Genomic DNA, 14,814 nt, shown 5'->3' on the forward strand with positions numbered 1-14,814 from the left:
ATCTTTCCCTGACTTTGGAGCAAGCCCCTGTTCTATCAGGTGATCAGCCGATAGCCTTAGGTGGCAGTGAACAGTCATTATCCCCGCGCCGCACAAAGGAGCACACCATGAGCCTGAACCTGTCCCTCGACCTCAACGATGCCACTCTTGCTGATCTCGACGCCTTCCTCTCCGCTGCCCGCGCGGCTGGGTGCGACCCCGCCGCTGCGCTGAGCGTGGAGGGGACGGTGATGAGGTTGGACGTCGACAAGCCGCGCGTTGTGCCGACTGAGCCGAAGCCTGAGTCCCCGCGCCGCAACAGCCTGGATCGCTCCGTGGCGGAGTCCACCATCCGCTCCATCATCGATGCGCTGTCCGAGCGCCTCGATTCGCCACACCCGCCGCATGGAAATTCTTTTGGCACCTTTGGCCCCCGCGCGGATTAAGCCGCAAATGTGAGAGAAGTCTAAAATTGTGGCCGTGAAGTCCAAGCAGATTATCGCCGTATGGGTCCTCGTGGTGGTGGCAGTCATCACCGCCGTCGGCGCGGGCTGGTGGGCTACGGAGCGGTACCAAGTGCCGGAGGGGGCATTGACGGTGGAGCAGGTGGTCGACGGCGGCGTCCCACAAGATCCGTCGGTAGGCGCCGAGCTTGACCCGGCTGAAAAGGATCGCATTGTCTCGCTGGCGGAAGCACTGGGGATTCCATCGGAGTCAGTGCCACGCGGACTTCTGTCGGTGGCGTCGGATAGGTACCGCTCCCGTCAGATGCTTGAGGCTGATTTGGAGAAGGCCGTCGAGGCAGGCGCCATCACGAAAGATGATGCGAAAGGTGTCCTCGCCGCCTTCGATGCCGGTGTTGTCGCCCCGGTGGAAGGTCCGATCTACGTAGAGTCGACCCCCGCAGAATAAGTCTGCCCGCCACTCTCGTTGAGTGCGCTGCCATGGAGCCCACAGGGACTGGCAGGTGATGCGCAGTCAATGAGGATTCGCCTTGCAGCCGTAGCTCTTAAGCTCACACGCACAGATAACGAAACGATAAAGGTTGGTGCGTTGAGGTGGAGAAACGACGAAAATTACGCGAGCTGCTCAGGACCGCAGTGGGGGTGAGCATCGCCGTTCTCGTCCCCATCGGCGGCGGGATCGGGGTCTTTGAAGTGGCCAATGGGCTGCCCCTTGAGGCGCCGTTGAGCGCCTTGGCCTTTCAGTAATTCAGCCCTTTACTAACCCACTTGCACGATTCTGGCGTGCGGCCCTTCCTCCCCGCCCCGGCTGCGCAGGATGTGGGTGATGAGAACACCCACGATGCCAATGCACCACACGCCAAAGACAGCCCAGGCAGCAAGCCGGAAGTCATGGTAGGGATAGTCCGGCCCATTGCCCAAGTGATCGAGAACCATGCCGACGAGCTGGGCGCCGATGACCGTGGCAATGAAGCCGCCCATGTTTCCCAGACCCGTCGCCGTCGCGACGACGCGGCGATCCAGGTTTTCACGGACAATGTCGAATCCATAATTTGCCACCGGTGTGCACAGGGACACCACGCTGATGAGGATGAACAGTGAGAGGTAGCTGCCGCCAAAGAAGAAGAACAGGACCCACACCGCGCAGTGGATAGCCACAAACCCTAAGGCCAGCCAGGGACGGAAACCCCTAGCTCGGGAGGATAACCGGCCGTGCAAGGGACCAACCAGCACCATGCACACGCTAAACCACGTCAGGACCCAGCCGGCGCTAGTCTTAGAAAAATCCATGCCCGCGGTCATCAGGGGCACTCCCCACAGCATGACAAACACGTTGGTGGCCCCCAGACCAATCCAGTGAATGAAGAATGCCTGCCACGCTACGGGGGAGAGGAAAACGGTGGATAACAGTGCGGCAGTGCTCTCCGGCTTCGCGTTCGGTTTTTCCTTTGGTTTGGGCACGATGCCGAGTGATTCTGGGGAATCCGCAACCGCCACCGCGGCCGCAACGGCGATGAGAATGCCCACCGCACCCAAGGTAACGAAGGCCATGGTCCACCCGCCCCAGCCCAGCAGAATGGCAAAAGGCAAGGCAGACATGAACTGACCCAGCTGCCCCAGCGACGAGGTGACCTGGGTGAACATGGGGGTCCGGTGCAGCGGGAACCAATAGGGCAGGATGCGCATCACGGAGAGGAAGGCGGTGGCATCGCCCGCGCCAATGAGCAGCCGGGCGGCGATGGCTACCCAATAATTACTGGTGAAACCGAGGACCACCTGGCCTATGCCCATGATGACGGAGCCAATGACCAGCAAGCGGCGGGGTCCGAACCTATCAATGAGCATGCCCGTAGGGATCTGCGCCAGTGAATAAATACCCAGCTGCACAGAGGTGAAAACAGCAATGCGGGAGGCATCGACGTCGAAGCGATCGATGGCTTCAAGCCCCGCTACGCCAAAAGATGTGCGGCCGGTAATTGCCACGATGTAGACCAACACCGCAGCTACCCACACGGAGAGAGCCTTAGTGGTAATTACATTGCGAGGATGAGGGACCGACATGGCTGATACTTTACGCGGCACCAACTAAGATGCAGGGGGTGAAGTACATTTCGACCCGCGATACCGACCGCCAGCCCGCCTCCTTTACGGATATCCTCCTCGGAGGTCTGGCCCCCGATGGCGGCCTCTACCTGCCGGACACCTACCTCCACATCGATGACGCCACTCTGACTAACTGGCGCCAGACCTTGGCGGAGGGTGGCTACGCGGCCTTGGCCGCCGAAGTGCTCAAGCTTTTTGTGGATGATATTCCCGCCGAAGACCTCGAAGGAATTGCCCAGCGCGCCTACACTTACCCCAAGTTTGACCACGAGGAGATCGTCCCCGTCAGCGAACTGGGGGAGGGCCTTTACATTGGCCACCTCTCTGAGGGGCCGACGGCCGCCTTCAAGGACATGGCCATGCAGATGTTGGGCGAGCTCTTCGAATACGAGCTGGCCCGTCGCGGCGAAACCCTCAATATTCTGGGCGCTACCTCTGGCGATACCGGTTCCTCGGCGGAGTACGCCATGCGCGGGCGCAAGGGCATCCGTGTCTTCATGCTGACCCCGGCTGGGCGCATGACTCCCTTCCAGCAGGCCCAGATGTTCGGGCTGGATGACCCGAATATCTGCAATATCGCCCTCGATGGCGTCTTTGATGATTGCCAGGACGTGGTCAAGGCTGTTTCGGCCGACGCTAATTTCAAGGCAGAGAACCGCATCGGCGCGGTCAACTCCATCAACTGGGCTCGCCTCATGGCGCAGGTGGTCTACTACATCAATTGCTACCTCAAGATCACCACGGAAAACACCGAGAAGGTCTCCTTCAGCGTCCCGACTGGCAACTTTGGGGATATCTGCGCCGGCCACATCGCCCGCCAGATGGGCCTGCCCATCGACAAACTCATCGTCGCGACCAATGAAAACGACGTGCTCGATGAGTTCTTCCGCACCGGCAGCTACCGCCCGCGTTCCTCGGAGCAGACGTACAAAACCTCCTCGCCGTCGATGGATATTTCCCGCGCCTCCAACTTTGAGCGCTTCGCTTTTGATCTGCTGGGCCGCGATGCCGCACAGATTAAGGAGCTTTTCGGGACAAAGGTGAAGGAAGGCGGGTTTAACGTCGACAAGCAGGCACTTGACGCCGCCCACGCGGAGTACGGTTTCCTGTCCGGTTCCTCCACCCACGCGGACCGCCTCGCCACCATTAAGGATGTCCACGAGCGCTACGACGTGCTGGTGGATCCGCACACGGCCGACGGCATCAAGGTTGCCCGCGCGGTACAGGAAGAGTATGGGGTCGATACCCCAATCATCTGTCTGGAGACCGCCCTGCCGGTGAAGTTTGCGGAGACCATCAAGGAAGCCATTGGCAGCGAGCCGGAGGTGCCGGAGCGTTTCGCCGGTATCTTGGACGCCGAGCGCCACGTCACCGACCTGCCAAACGATGCCGCGGCGGTGAAGGATTACATCACGCAGTACATCAAGAGCACGGAGGTTTAAGCCAATGGCACAGGAACAGTTCTCGGGCCCGGAGTATTTCACCGAATTTGACCCAGAGAAGTTCATCCGTGACATGAAGCAGGTCGCGGAGATGGAGAAGGAAAATAAGGAGAATAAGGCGAACGCGGGTGAGGCTGCACCAGAAGAGGATGCCTAGGTTTCTCCTGCTTGGGGCATTCAGCACAGCAGCTCTGGCGACGGCTGGGTGCACGGTGCACACGGGCGTTGAGCCCGTTCCCGAGGCCGCCTCGAACACCTCCGAGAACGCCACTATTGAGCCGCCCCCGCCGCAAACACACACTCCGGGTGCGTCTCCGGTGCCGCCGGGGGCAGCATTGGATATCTCTAGCATGCAGCCCGTTCCCGGCGAAGCCTTCGACTTCAACCTCTGCACAGTGGCGTGGAGCTTTGTGCTTGACGACGGCCGCACCATCGCCGTTACCGCCTCCCACTGCGGTGAGCCCGGGGATACGGTGTGGGCGGGTGCCGCGGACGGGGAATTTATATACCCGGCCGAGCCCGTTGGCAGCATCATCTACTCCGACCTCAGCGCACCGGACACGCACCAGCTTGATTTCGCCTTGGTGGAGATAACGCGGCAGGCGGAGTTTTATGTTCCGCAGGACATGCCCACCAGCGTGGTCGCGGCCGAGCAGGAGGAACTTCCCGATGAGGTGTGCAAGCTGGGGCGCATCACCGGTGAGACCTGCGGCCCGCTCACACACGGAGAGGGACACGGGAAACTCCAGTTTGGTGAGCGCACTGTGGATACTATCTCTGCGCGCGCCCACGTCTGCTCCACACACGGTGATTCCGGCGCACCGGTCTTTGGCGCGCCGGGCAGCCCCTATGAAGGCGTGATTGTGGGAGTTCTGTCCGGTACGACGGAAGCGGCCGCGGGTAGTGAGAGTTGTGCTCACGGTTCGGAGGCAGAGATGTCTTTTACTCCCGCCTCTGACCTTGAGGCGCTCCTGCCGGAGATTCTGGCGCAGCTCTAAGACGCTAAGATAAAGCCCATGCCCACTCCTGATTATATTGTGTCCCTGCGTGAGAAAATCGGCCACGAGCAGCTCTTTTTGCCCGGCGTGACCGCGGTTATTGTGCGGGCCGTGCCTACCGGCTCCGCGATCTGGGAGCTGCCATCGGTCCTGCTTGCTCAGCGTGCCGATACTGGTGCGTGGGGTCCTATCTCCGGTATCTGTGAGCCAGGTGAGGAGATTACGGCGACCGCACTGCGTGAAGTTAAAGAAGAGATTGGTCTTGACGGGCGCATCGAAGCGTTTCTTGGGGTGGGGCAGGTGGGCCCCGTGGTCTACCCCAATGGGGACAAATGCATGTTCATGGATACCGCCATTCGCGTTTCCGTGCCGGATGATGCGGAGCCGGTGGTCTCCGACGAAGAGAACCTTGACGCGCAGTGGTTCTCCGTGGCGCAGATGCCGACGTCCGTCAGTGCCCGCCACCGCATGATCATCGGGGATGCAGTGGCGCAGATGAAGCACCCGCAGGGCTTCCGCCCGCGGATGGGCTACGTTAAGCGCACTTAAACCCCAGCGCAGTGCCGTTTTCTGAGGAGCTTGCCTGTGGGTTTAGAGTGTTGGAGTTGCCGTAAAATATCATCAGAAACGCATGATATGGGTTGATGCTGCCGGTGATGCTCGATAGCTTCGGGGCCATGATTTCACGCACACTGAAGAAAGTAACCACTGCAACCGCGTTCGTCGCCCTCGCCGGCGGCGTCCTGGGTGCTGGTACCGCCGGTGCGCAAGAGATGTCCTCCGCCGACTCCGTGAAGACCAGCCAGATCCAGGAGCTGAGCTCGCGTCTGTTCGGTGACTCCTTCTCCTCCTCCAAGGATTCGGAAGCACCGGAAGGCTCTGGCTTGATTGAGAAGTACGAAGACGTTGACGGCCTGCAGGAGAAGCTGCCGGCTGACGAGGCCCAGAAGGTTCTCAACGGTACTTTCACCGCAAAGAAGAACCCGGATATCTCCGTGACCTTCAATGAGGATGGCACGCTGAACTTCAACGATGGCTGCAATTCCGGTGGTGGTAGCTACACGCTGGATCAGACCGATGCCATCGTGGTGGAGAACCTGAATTCTACGATGCGTGCCTGCGGCCCGGATGAGATGGCTGATGCCGATGCGCTCAACGCCATCCTCTCCGCCAAGCCAGTGGTCATCCCCGTAGAGGGCAATACCTTTGCGCTGGGCAGCCAGGGCCAGGTCATTCAGTTTGAGAAGGCCGAGAACTAAGGCTTCCTAAGCATCCAGATTTTCGCGTGGCGGGGCTAGTCCGAGACTGGGCTGGCCCCGCTTCGCTGTGCGCGCCGGCCTTCGATGAGCCAGCTAATGAAGCGGCAGGAGCAGGCAGACCAGTGCGTGATGAGGAGTACCGGGATGCTGAGCGCGATGAGGTCTAGGAGCTCAGAGCCATTCACCAGCGCTACCTGGTGCCCGCCCATGCTGATTGTTCCCGGTGGGAAGGTGCACGCCCACCACGCGGGCGAGTAGTCCACCCAGCGAGCAACATTGGGATAGAAGGTGACCATGGCATAGAACGCGAGGGGAATGGCGATCACCATGGCGGTCAGCCCGTAATAGACAGAGAAGCTACCGGGATAGAGGATCTGCATCGCGGTAGTGGATTGGCCCACCACGCCCAGCGGAACCCAGGCCGTCGCGGAGTTGGCGCCGGTGAGATTGACCTTGCCCTGCCAGGCGGCCCAGTACACGCGGATGAAGATGGGGACCGCCGTAGAAAGCGACATGACAAAAAGAACCGTGCCCATGACGTGGTATGCATGGCCATAGTCCAAGGCGAGGAAGCCGGCTACGGAGGAGGAAATCATGGGGCCGACCAGCGGCAGTCCCCAGGTAAACCGCGGCTGGCCGTCGAAGCGGGTGAGCTGAATAGCCCAGGTGATGACGGTGACGGGGCCGCCTATCCAAAAGCCCACTAGACGGAATGTTCCGATATCCGTCAAACCCGACAGTGCTGCGCCGAGCGCCAGGATGCCGATGAAGTACATGGACCATTCCGCCATGGAGGTCCGGGCAAAGCTGGGCTGGCGGTAGACCGCGAAACCTACTGTCAGCACGAGGAGGATGACGCAGGACAGTGCTGCGAAGATAGCAGAACCTGTCAGCATGCCTTCCTCAACGAGTAATCGGGAGACGATGGAGGTGCCCATGAGGCTGCCGCCCCACGCGGGGCCGGGCGGTGGCAGTTGGCGGAATTTCTCAGTCACAGCTGGCATGGTAGCTGCATCCACCAACTACTGTCCTATTGCTGTGCTGAACTTTGCGGAATCGGTCTCTTGTGGGGTGGGCAACCTGCCCGTATATGCCTGCTAGCTTTGAGGATCGGGCTCGCGGGGTTACGGAAGCTTGGGTTTGTTATAGGTTTGAGTCAGGTCCTTCAGGCACATCCGCGCGTCGGGCCTGTATAGCCGGCATGTACCACGTTACAGCGGCTGCCAGGATAGCCACTGCGGAAGCGCTCCATGTGAGAAACTCATCTGGGGTAAACCACCATGCGGTTACAGCGAGTACACCGAGCACGAGCCATAAAGCGGGGATAAGGGGGCTAGGGTTTTCCGCCCATGGTTCTTGGGGGAACCGGCTACGCGCTTCGGTACGGATGCGCCGGGGAGTTTTTCGGGAAAGCGCCCAAACGCAGCCGACAACAAACACCAGCCCTGCGCCAGCGATGAGTAGGTCTCCCTTCACTCCGCCGAACATGAAAACGCCGACGGCGAATGCTAAAGCCACGCGTTCCGACAAGGTAGGGGGGAACTTTTGGGTCGGATCTACGTCTGGGTAGATGCTCCTGAAGATAGCTGTGTGGGGGTGGCTGTGCATGCTGTTTTCTCCCGTTTGGTTGATTTGTTGACAAACCTGTTACTTTAGGCCAGGATTACCTAACCAAGGTAAGCCTAGCCTATAGCTTTATCTGGATGAAACAAGGTTCTCAACATGATTCGCAATCTCTGGCGCTCAGCATGCGGTGTGATAATCGCAGCTCCCCTCGCTCTCGGTGCCGTTCCATTTTTTAACACTGTCCCAGTAGCCCACGCAGAGACTTCCTGCACGTGGAACTGGGGGATCAAGCAATCCTTCCGAAGCTACATCAAGGGCAATATCGCCCGCGGCGGCTGGGGCGCCAGCGGTATCGGCTTTAGCGGTGATGAAAAAGGCAACGGTGCGTTTGTGTTCCAAGCCGGCGCGCCCACGGCCTCTGGCGGTACAGTCACCATCCCTTTCCAAGGCACGCTGAACTTCACAGGACATGACGGGGTTCTCGACATGACAATGTCGGACTTCAAGATCATTGCTTCCGGTGACCAAGCAAAAATCACGGTTGACTACGTTTCTTATGAACTGAACCGAAGCGACTACACCCGCGGGGCCCAGATTAAGGGCGACGATGAGGTCATCGCCATCATTAATCTGCAGGAGCCTGTCAAGGACAACGGCTCGGCAGTGAACCTGGCGGGATCCACGTCTCTTAGCGCCGGGGGAGTCAAGCTCTTCACGGGCTTCTATGAGCAGGGCGAAGAACTCGATCCTTCCTCAGGCACCATCGCGTTGGATGGATCCTGCTCAGGTTCTGGCGGCGCAGCCGGCAATAGATCTGGCTCGAAACGGCAGCTGAACACTATCACCGGCAACTTTACGGGCTTCAACAAGGAAGCCATGGCTATTTTGTCCGAAACCAACGACACCATGAACGGTATCACCACGTTTATGGGCAATACTCAGGCTTTCTTGGATGAGTTGGACTCATTCAAGAAGCGGGGCGACACCAACTCGGCGGCTTCCGGAGCGTCGGCTAGCGCATCATCTGGAACCTCCACCACTGGTAGCACCACTACTTCGGGCCTCAGCGGCAACGACCTTCCAGAAACAGTGGCAGCTGGCAGCGGAAACAGTAGTGGAGCATCAACAGCTGGCGCGTCGAACTCCGGCGCTACGGGTGCGACGGGCTCGGCGGACTCTTCGTCTGGAGCATCCGGTGCAGCCAACGAAACCTGCCAAGCCACCGGTGTGACCCAAGCTACGGCGCAGTGGGGAGTGAAGAAGTCATTCCAGTCCTATATCACCGGCTCCATTGCGCAAGGAAAATGGGAACTCTCGGGAGTCGGATACAGCAATAGTAGATTCCAGTTTTCCGGCAACTCAGGCGCAGTTAAGGACGGCGCGGGTTCCGTGCGCTACGGCGGAAGCATCCAGTTCACCGGCCACCACGGCAAGCTCGACCTCAATATTGCGAACCTAGAAATCTCCTTCAACGGTAAAACCGGAAAACTAATCGGCGACGTGCGCTCCTCCAACATGGAAGGCGAGAAGAAGGACTTCGGACGCACCGCCATCGCCGACTTGAATTTCACGTCTCTGGATGTGGGAACAGATGCCGTATCGGGTGAAGCAACAGTATCCCTGACTGACGTTGGCTCCAAGGCATTCGCCGAATTCTATGAGCCTGGAACCCAGCTCGATCCGCTAAGTTTCAACGCCAGCCTGGGCGGAAACGCTGATTGCAACGACGCTAACGGCAGCACTAGCAGCGGAGGCTCGTCCAGCGCGGGAGATAGTGCCGGCTCTGGGGCGAAGAGCAACGGTGGCGTCAACTCCGACGCTGTGGAAAACGCACTAGCCAGTGACTCCTCGCAGGGCTATGAAGATGGCTCAAAGAAATTCCAGATCAAGTCCGCGAGCTCCGCGAACGGCACCACAGATGACCCAGTTACCTACCTCCTCCTGTTCATCGCCGGGCTCATTATCGCCGGAGGCTCCACCAGCCGCCTCATTATGAACAACTCCTAGAAAGATGGCCGTGAAACTACTCCTACGTTTCCTTATCCCGCTTCTGTGCATTGTGGGACTGACCGCCTGTGGCGTACAGGGAAGCTATACAGACCAGCTACCAGAACCGCAGGACCTCTCCGACCCTCGCTCGTTCGAAGGCGTTACTGAGGTCAGTGACTTCGTCGATATCGAGCCCGTAAGCACAAATGCCCAGCCCGCCCTTCCCGTGGAACTTACTGACGCTGATGGTTATGACGTCTCCGTCACGGACGTCTCGCGGATTCTGGCGCTGGATATTTATGGGACCTACACCAAAACGCTGAGTGGATTGGGGCTCGCGGACAATATCGTTGGCCGCACCGTCTCTTCCACTGAACCGAATCTGGCGGACCGTCCTGTTGTGACTGAAGGCGGCCACAATATCAATGTTGAGGCAGTCCTGGAACTTAACCCGACGCTCGTTATCGTGGACCACTCCATTGGGCCCCGTGATGCGATCGATCAGATCCGTGAAGCAGGCGTGACCACTGTGGTTATGGAACCGCAGCGGACCATCGACTCGGTTGACGAAGACATCATCACGCTGGGTGAAACCGTCGGGCTTCCGGACGAGGCCCGCAAGTTATCAGAGCGCTCCATCAAGGAAATAGATGAGGCGAAGGAAGCCATTAAGACCATTGCCCCTGAGGAACCAATGCGTATGGCCTTCCTCTACGCCCGTGGGAACGGTGGCGTGTTCTTCATCATGGGGGAGGGCACCGGCGCCCAAGACCTCATCGAAGGAATTGGGGGCGTCGACCTCGCTGCGGAGAACAACCTTTCTTATGCCGAACCTGCTAACGCAGAAGCGCTGGCCCGCATCAACCCAGAGGTGATCATCATGATGACCGATGGTCTGAAATCCACTGGCGGAATTGACGGCCTGCTGGAACGCCCTGGTGTGGCTCAGACCATCGCTGGCCAAAAGCAGCGCGTCGTCACCATTCCTGACGGCCAGTCCCTGGCCTTCGGCCCCATGACCGGTCAGACACTGGTCAAACTCGCAAAGGCTGTCTATGACCCAGACAATGCATAGCGACGTCTTCACACGACGCCGCACTCAGCGGATATCGGTATTCATATTCTTAGCGGTGCTTGCTGTTCTAGCGGGACTCATCTCGATCGTCCTCGGACAGTACTACATTGCACTTTCTGATCTGTTCCCGATTCTGGCCTTAGGGCCGGGGCAAGAGTCCCTCACAGCCAGCGTGGTCTGGAGTATTCGCCTACCGCGGTTAGTTCTGGGGCTACTCGTAGGTGCTGCTCTAGGCGTCGCGGGCACATTGATGCAAGCCATCTTTGCCAATCCTTTGGCGGAGCCATCCATCATCGGTGTGACCTCCGGTGCAGGTGTGGGGGCGGCTGTAGCGATCGTCTTCAACCTCACCTTCGCGGGAACTTTCACTGCGCCAGCGTTGGCTTTCTTAAGTGCGTTACTAGTTACCTTCATCATCTACCAGCTTGCACGCCACAATGGCCGCGTCACGGTGGTTAACCTGATCCTCACGGGTATCGCCATTAATGCCGTGTGCAATGCCATCATCTCCTTCATGGTGTACCTAGCACCGACCGCCAACCGGGAAGCCATCATTTTCTGGCAGATGGGTTCCTTCAACGGCTCCCAGTGGAAGCACGTATGGGTAGTTCTTCCCGTCGTCCTTATCGGTATAGCAGTAGCCCTGCGTTTGGGCAGGCAACTCGACATTCTTGCGCTGGGTGAACGCGCTGCTGTGCACACTGGCGTAGACGTATCTGTGTTGCGCATTGTGGCAATTGTGGCATCCGCAGTGCTTACCGCAGCAGCTGTGTCCTTCGCCGGGCTCATCGGCTTTGTTGGGCTCATCGTTCCCCACTTGTTACGCAGCATCGTAGGACCGCAAAACCACATCCTCATTCCTGCCTCCGCCCTAGGTGGCGCGGTGCTCATCGGCTTTGCGGATGTGGCAGCACGAACCTTGATTCCCTTTGCGGACCTCCCAATCGGTATTTTTACCGCCTTAGTTGGCGGACCGACCTTCTTCATCCTGTTGCGCCGCATGATGCGAAAGGGGGTGCACTGATGCTGAACGTGGACAACCTCACCGTCCAGGTCAACGGGGTAACCCTCGTTGACAGCGTGACCTTTAATGCTCGGCCAGGCGAGGTCACCGGGCTAATTGGCCCGAATGGTGCGGGGAAGTCAACTGTCCTTGGCGCGATCGCGGGTGATATCGACTTCTCCGGTGAAATCAGTGTCGGCGGTTTGTCGCCGAAGACCTCGCCCCGTGAGCTCGCACGCAAACGTGCCGTGATGCTTCAGGATGTCTCGGTGTCCTTTGAATTTCTGGTACGCGATGTTGTCGCGATGGGCCGCCGCCCTTGGCGCGGAACTCCCCACGCCGAACTTGACGAGCAGTACATCGAAGCCGCCCTTGAAACAGCTGGAGCCGCGCATCTCTCCGGACGCGATATCAGCACGCTTTCCGGTGGCGAACGTGCGCGGGTGGCCTTTGCTCGAGTTCTTGCACAAAACACTCCAATAATCTTGCTGGATGAACCGACAGCGGCTCTCGATATCCGCCACCAAGAACAGCTACTGGGTTCTGTGAAAGCCCTAGCCCGCGAGGCAGGAGTAACCGCACTCGTGGTGCTCCATGACCTGAACGCGGCAGCCGCATATTGCGATCACATCGTGTGCGTCTCATGCGGGGGGATCGCAGCTCAAGGGCGCGTGGCGGAGGTTTTTACCGGCGCCACCTTGTCTGAGGTGTACAGCTGGCCAATCTCCGTCAACGAGCTGCAGGTGCAACCGCAGCGCGCCACGCCCACAATCAATCCACTTTTCTCGCATCAACTGGAGGACTTCCATGTTTAAAAAAATCCTGGTGACCGCTATCGCAGCGACGGCGATTACCGTGCCGCAGGCTACCGCGGCAGAAGCAGAATCCTGCACCATCGAATCCGGCAATTTCAATTGGGGTGTCAAGCACTCCTGGCGCTCCTACATCAAGGGACGAATTGCTAACGGTGGCTGGGAGACGACCGGAGCGGTGAAGGAAAACGGAGACCCTACGGGCGGTGATTTCACCTTCGGTTTCGAAGTCGATCCGGAAGCGTCCACAGTCTCGGTGGACGAGGCAGGAAATGTGACTGCATCGAAGATCAAGGCTAAAGATTCTTCGATTACGTTCACTGGCCACCACGGAGCACTGTACTCCAAGATGACCAACCCATTCGTGCAGACCGAAGGCGATAAGGCCCAGCTCGGCTCCGGCTACGAGGCCTACTTTGTTGAAGGCAAGCACATGACGCAGTACACCCCGGAGGACCGCGTTGAGGCCAACAAGCGCACAGGTGAAGGGGCATTCGGTCACGGTAAGGCACAGTGGAACAAGGACGGGGATACTCTCACGCTTTCGGCTTCCGACGTTATGTACGAGCGGCAGCCCGGAACGAACGATTCTGGTGACGTCGAGGGCGTTGACTTCCTGTTCATGGGTATGTACAGCCATGACTACAACCCCGAGGTGGATAGCGCGCAGCTGACCCTCAAGCTCGCCCCGGGCTGTGGCCAGAAGAAGGACAATGGCAAGGATCCGTCCGACGGGGAGAAGCCGAATCCCCAGGTTCCGTCCGAGGGGGAGAAGCCGAAGCCCCAGACGCCTTCGGAAGATAAGAACCTTAGCTCGGGTGAGAGCTCCTCTTCTAGCTCGAAGACCACCAACTTCTGGAACTACTTCCTAGGCATTGCGGCTATCGGCAGCATGATCGCAATTCTGTGGCAAGCATTTGTTAAGTCCGGTGCTTTTGACAGTGCCCGTGCCTTCTTTCAGCGATAAGCGCTAAAGCACACCGCTGACAGTTCAAGAGCGACGTAACGGGTGTGGGGTGCCGATAAGAATTGGCGCCGCACACCCACGTCGGCCTAATCCCCTTAATTTTCGATTTTGAGTTTTTCTAACCTCAACTGATTTGTAGTTTTTAAATAACACCGTGGAGAAGAACAGTGAGTACCACTCTCAATAAACCTTTGTCCGTTGCGTTGCGTGAGGCGACTGCGCGTGCGCATGAGCATGCGGAGAATTCGGCATTCATGCAGCGTCTGTTGTCAGGGGAGCTCGACAAGTCAGCCGTGGCTGATTTGGCCGGCCAATTGTGGTTTGTATATGGAGCTCTCGAGAACGCCGTTCGCAGCGTGGCGACTACTCCCATTGCCGGTGCGGTAGCGGATCCACGGCTGGAACGTCGTCAAGCTCTGGAGGTAGATCTAAAGGTGCTCGTCGGCGAAACCTGGCGTGAGGAGATTCGCATTCTTCCAGCGACGAGGACTTATAGCGCGCGCTTAGAAGAAATTGTGGGCAAGCCAGTAGAAGTGGTAGCCCATCACTACGTGCGCTATCTCGGTGATATTTCCGGTGGGCAGGTGATTGCAGCGCGTTTGGGAGCCCATTACGGAGTTCCTCCTGAGGCACTGAACTTCTATGACTTCACTTCGATTGGAAAAATCCCGCCTTATCGTACGGGATACCGCGAGCGCGTGGATAGCCTGGAGCTAAACGTTGAACAGCGTGAAGCTATGCTCTCGGAGGCAGAGCGGGCTTTCAACTTTAATTCGGGTATCTTCGCTGAATTAGGGCGCCTTCATTAGTCGGTGGAACATTAGCCTGCATTAGCCTGCGTAGCCGGTAGCCCCTTTAGCGGCTCTTCCGGTTTCGGGGTGCGTAGCGGGGTGAGGTAGAAAACGACGGGTTCAGCGGGTCACCACAACATGTAGGGGTCCCTGGTGTGAAGATGAAAGTTCCTACACAACCATCTAAACCCACCAGGGACCCGTACTGTGAAGCCTACTGGAAACCTCGTCGCCGACACTATCTGCCGTACCGCGGAAATCGGACTTGCCATCACCGGTGCCGCTGATGCCGGAGCGTTGACCATCATTGAGGCCACGCCAGTAGCCGTTATCGGCGTGTGCCCGGACTGCGGACAGCCAGGAAAG

15 protein-coding genes and 1 pseudogene are annotated in these 14,814 nt (G+C 58.7%); 14 read left to right on the forward strand and 2 right to left on the reverse strand.

Annotated features, from left to right (window positions below; translation table 11 throughout):
* Positions 1-107 precede the first annotated feature (107 nt).
* The gene (locus QP363_RS11155) at positions 108-425 is read left to right on the forward strand and encodes a hypothetical protein (RefSeq protein WP_070719513.1); all 318 of its coding nucleotides are present in this window, start codon (positions 108-110) and stop codon (positions 423-425) included.
* Between the two features lie 34 nt (positions 426-459).
* A complete protein-coding gene (locus tag QP363_RS11160; protein WP_236659246.1) occupies positions 460-891 on the forward strand; it encodes a hypothetical protein in 432 nt (143 codons plus the stop codon).
* Between the two features lie 311 nt (positions 892-1,202).
* Here QP363_RS11160 and QP363_RS11165 read toward each other — a convergent pair whose 3' ends face one another.
* On the reverse strand, positions 1,203-2,504 hold the full coding sequence (locus tag QP363_RS11165) for a nitrate/nitrite transporter (RefSeq protein WP_284764621.1): 1,302 nt from the start codon (positions 2,502-2,504) through the stop codon (positions 1,203-1,205).
* A 38-nt stretch (positions 2,505-2,542) separates the two neighbouring features.
* On the opposite strand from QP363_RS11165, the gene thrC reads away from it, so the two are divergent.
* The 5 genes from thrC (at position 2,543) to QP363_RS11190 (ending at position 6,245) form a co-directional block, all read left to right on the forward strand.
* Positions 2,543-3,988: a threonine synthase gene (gene thrC, locus QP363_RS11170; protein WP_284764622.1), complete on the forward strand. Its 1,446-nt coding sequence runs from the start codon at positions 2,543-2,545 to the stop codon at positions 3,986-3,988.
* 4 nt (positions 3,989-3,992) lie between these two features.
* A complete protein-coding gene (locus tag QP363_RS11175) occupies positions 3,993-4,145 on the forward strand; it encodes a hypothetical protein (protein WP_168160911.1) in 153 nt (50 codons plus the stop codon).
* Positions 4,138-4,986, forward strand: a complete 849-nt coding sequence (locus QP363_RS11180) for a trypsin-like serine protease (protein ID WP_284764623.1) — start codon at positions 4,138-4,140, stop codon at positions 4,984-4,986. Before QP363_RS11175 ends, QP363_RS11180 begins: the two co-directional genes overlap by 8 nt.
* Positions 4,987-5,004: 18 nt before the next feature.
* Positions 5,005-5,535, forward strand: coding sequence for an NUDIX domain-containing protein (locus tag QP363_RS11185; RefSeq protein ID WP_284764624.1), 531 nt, complete (start codon positions 5,005-5,007; stop codon positions 5,533-5,535).
* A gap of 128 nt (positions 5,536-5,663) precedes the next feature.
* Entirely contained in the window at positions 5,664-6,245 is a 582-nt protein-coding gene (locus QP363_RS11190) for an META domain-containing protein (protein WP_284764625.1), read from the forward strand.
* 35 nt (positions 6,246-6,280) lie between these two features.
* Here the strand turns inward: QP363_RS11190 and QP363_RS11195 are convergent, their stop codons facing one another.
* Positions 6,281-7,249, reverse strand: coding sequence for a TDT family transporter (locus QP363_RS11195; protein WP_216382148.1), 969 nt, complete (start codon positions 7,247-7,249; stop codon positions 6,281-6,283).
* Positions 7,250-7,967: 718 nt separating this feature from the next.
* Here QP363_RS11195 and QP363_RS11200 point away from each other — a divergent pair.
* The 7 genes and pseudogenes from QP363_RS11200 to QP363_RS11230 all read left to right on the forward strand — a co-directional run.
* Positions 7,968-9,818, forward strand: a complete 1,851-nt coding sequence (locus QP363_RS11200; protein WP_284764626.1) for an HtaA domain-containing protein — start codon at positions 7,968-7,970, stop codon at positions 9,816-9,818.
* Positions 9,819-9,828: 10 nt separating this feature from the next.
* Positions 9,829-10,875 (forward strand): ABC transporter substrate-binding protein, encoded by a 1,047-nt coding sequence (locus QP363_RS11205; RefSeq protein WP_284764627.1) that lies wholly within the window; start codon positions 9,829-9,831, stop codon positions 10,873-10,875.
* A complete protein-coding gene (locus QP363_RS11210) occupies positions 10,856-11,899 on the forward strand; it encodes an iron ABC transporter permease (protein ID WP_284764628.1) in 1,044 nt (347 codons plus the stop codon). The genes QP363_RS11205 and QP363_RS11210 overlap by 20 nt, the downstream gene beginning before the upstream one ends.
* Positions 11,899-12,693, forward strand: a complete 795-nt coding sequence (locus QP363_RS11215; RefSeq protein ID WP_284764629.1) for an ABC transporter ATP-binding protein — start codon at positions 11,899-11,901, stop codon at positions 12,691-12,693. The genes QP363_RS11210 and QP363_RS11215 overlap by 1 nt, the downstream gene beginning before the upstream one ends.
* Entirely contained in the window at positions 12,686-13,657 is a 972-nt protein-coding gene (locus QP363_RS11220) for an HtaA domain-containing protein (protein ID WP_070447417.1), read from the forward strand. The genes QP363_RS11215 and QP363_RS11220 overlap by 8 nt, the downstream gene beginning before the upstream one ends.
* Positions 13,658-13,824: 167 nt before the next feature.
* Positions 13,825-14,466 (forward strand): heme oxygenase (biliverdin-producing), encoded by a 642-nt coding sequence (locus QP363_RS11225; protein ID WP_070719507.1) that lies wholly within the window; start codon positions 13,825-13,827, stop codon positions 14,464-14,466.
* A 189-nt stretch (positions 14,467-14,655) separates the two neighbouring features.
* Positions 14,656-14,814, forward strand: a pseudogene (locus QP363_RS11230) (ISL3 family transposase); the annotation flags it as partial.

The organism is Corynebacterium sp. UMB6689, assembly GCF_030215295.1.
Taxonomy (GTDB): Bacteria; Actinomycetota; Actinomycetes; order Mycobacteriales; family Mycobacteriaceae; genus Corynebacterium; species Corynebacterium aurimucosum.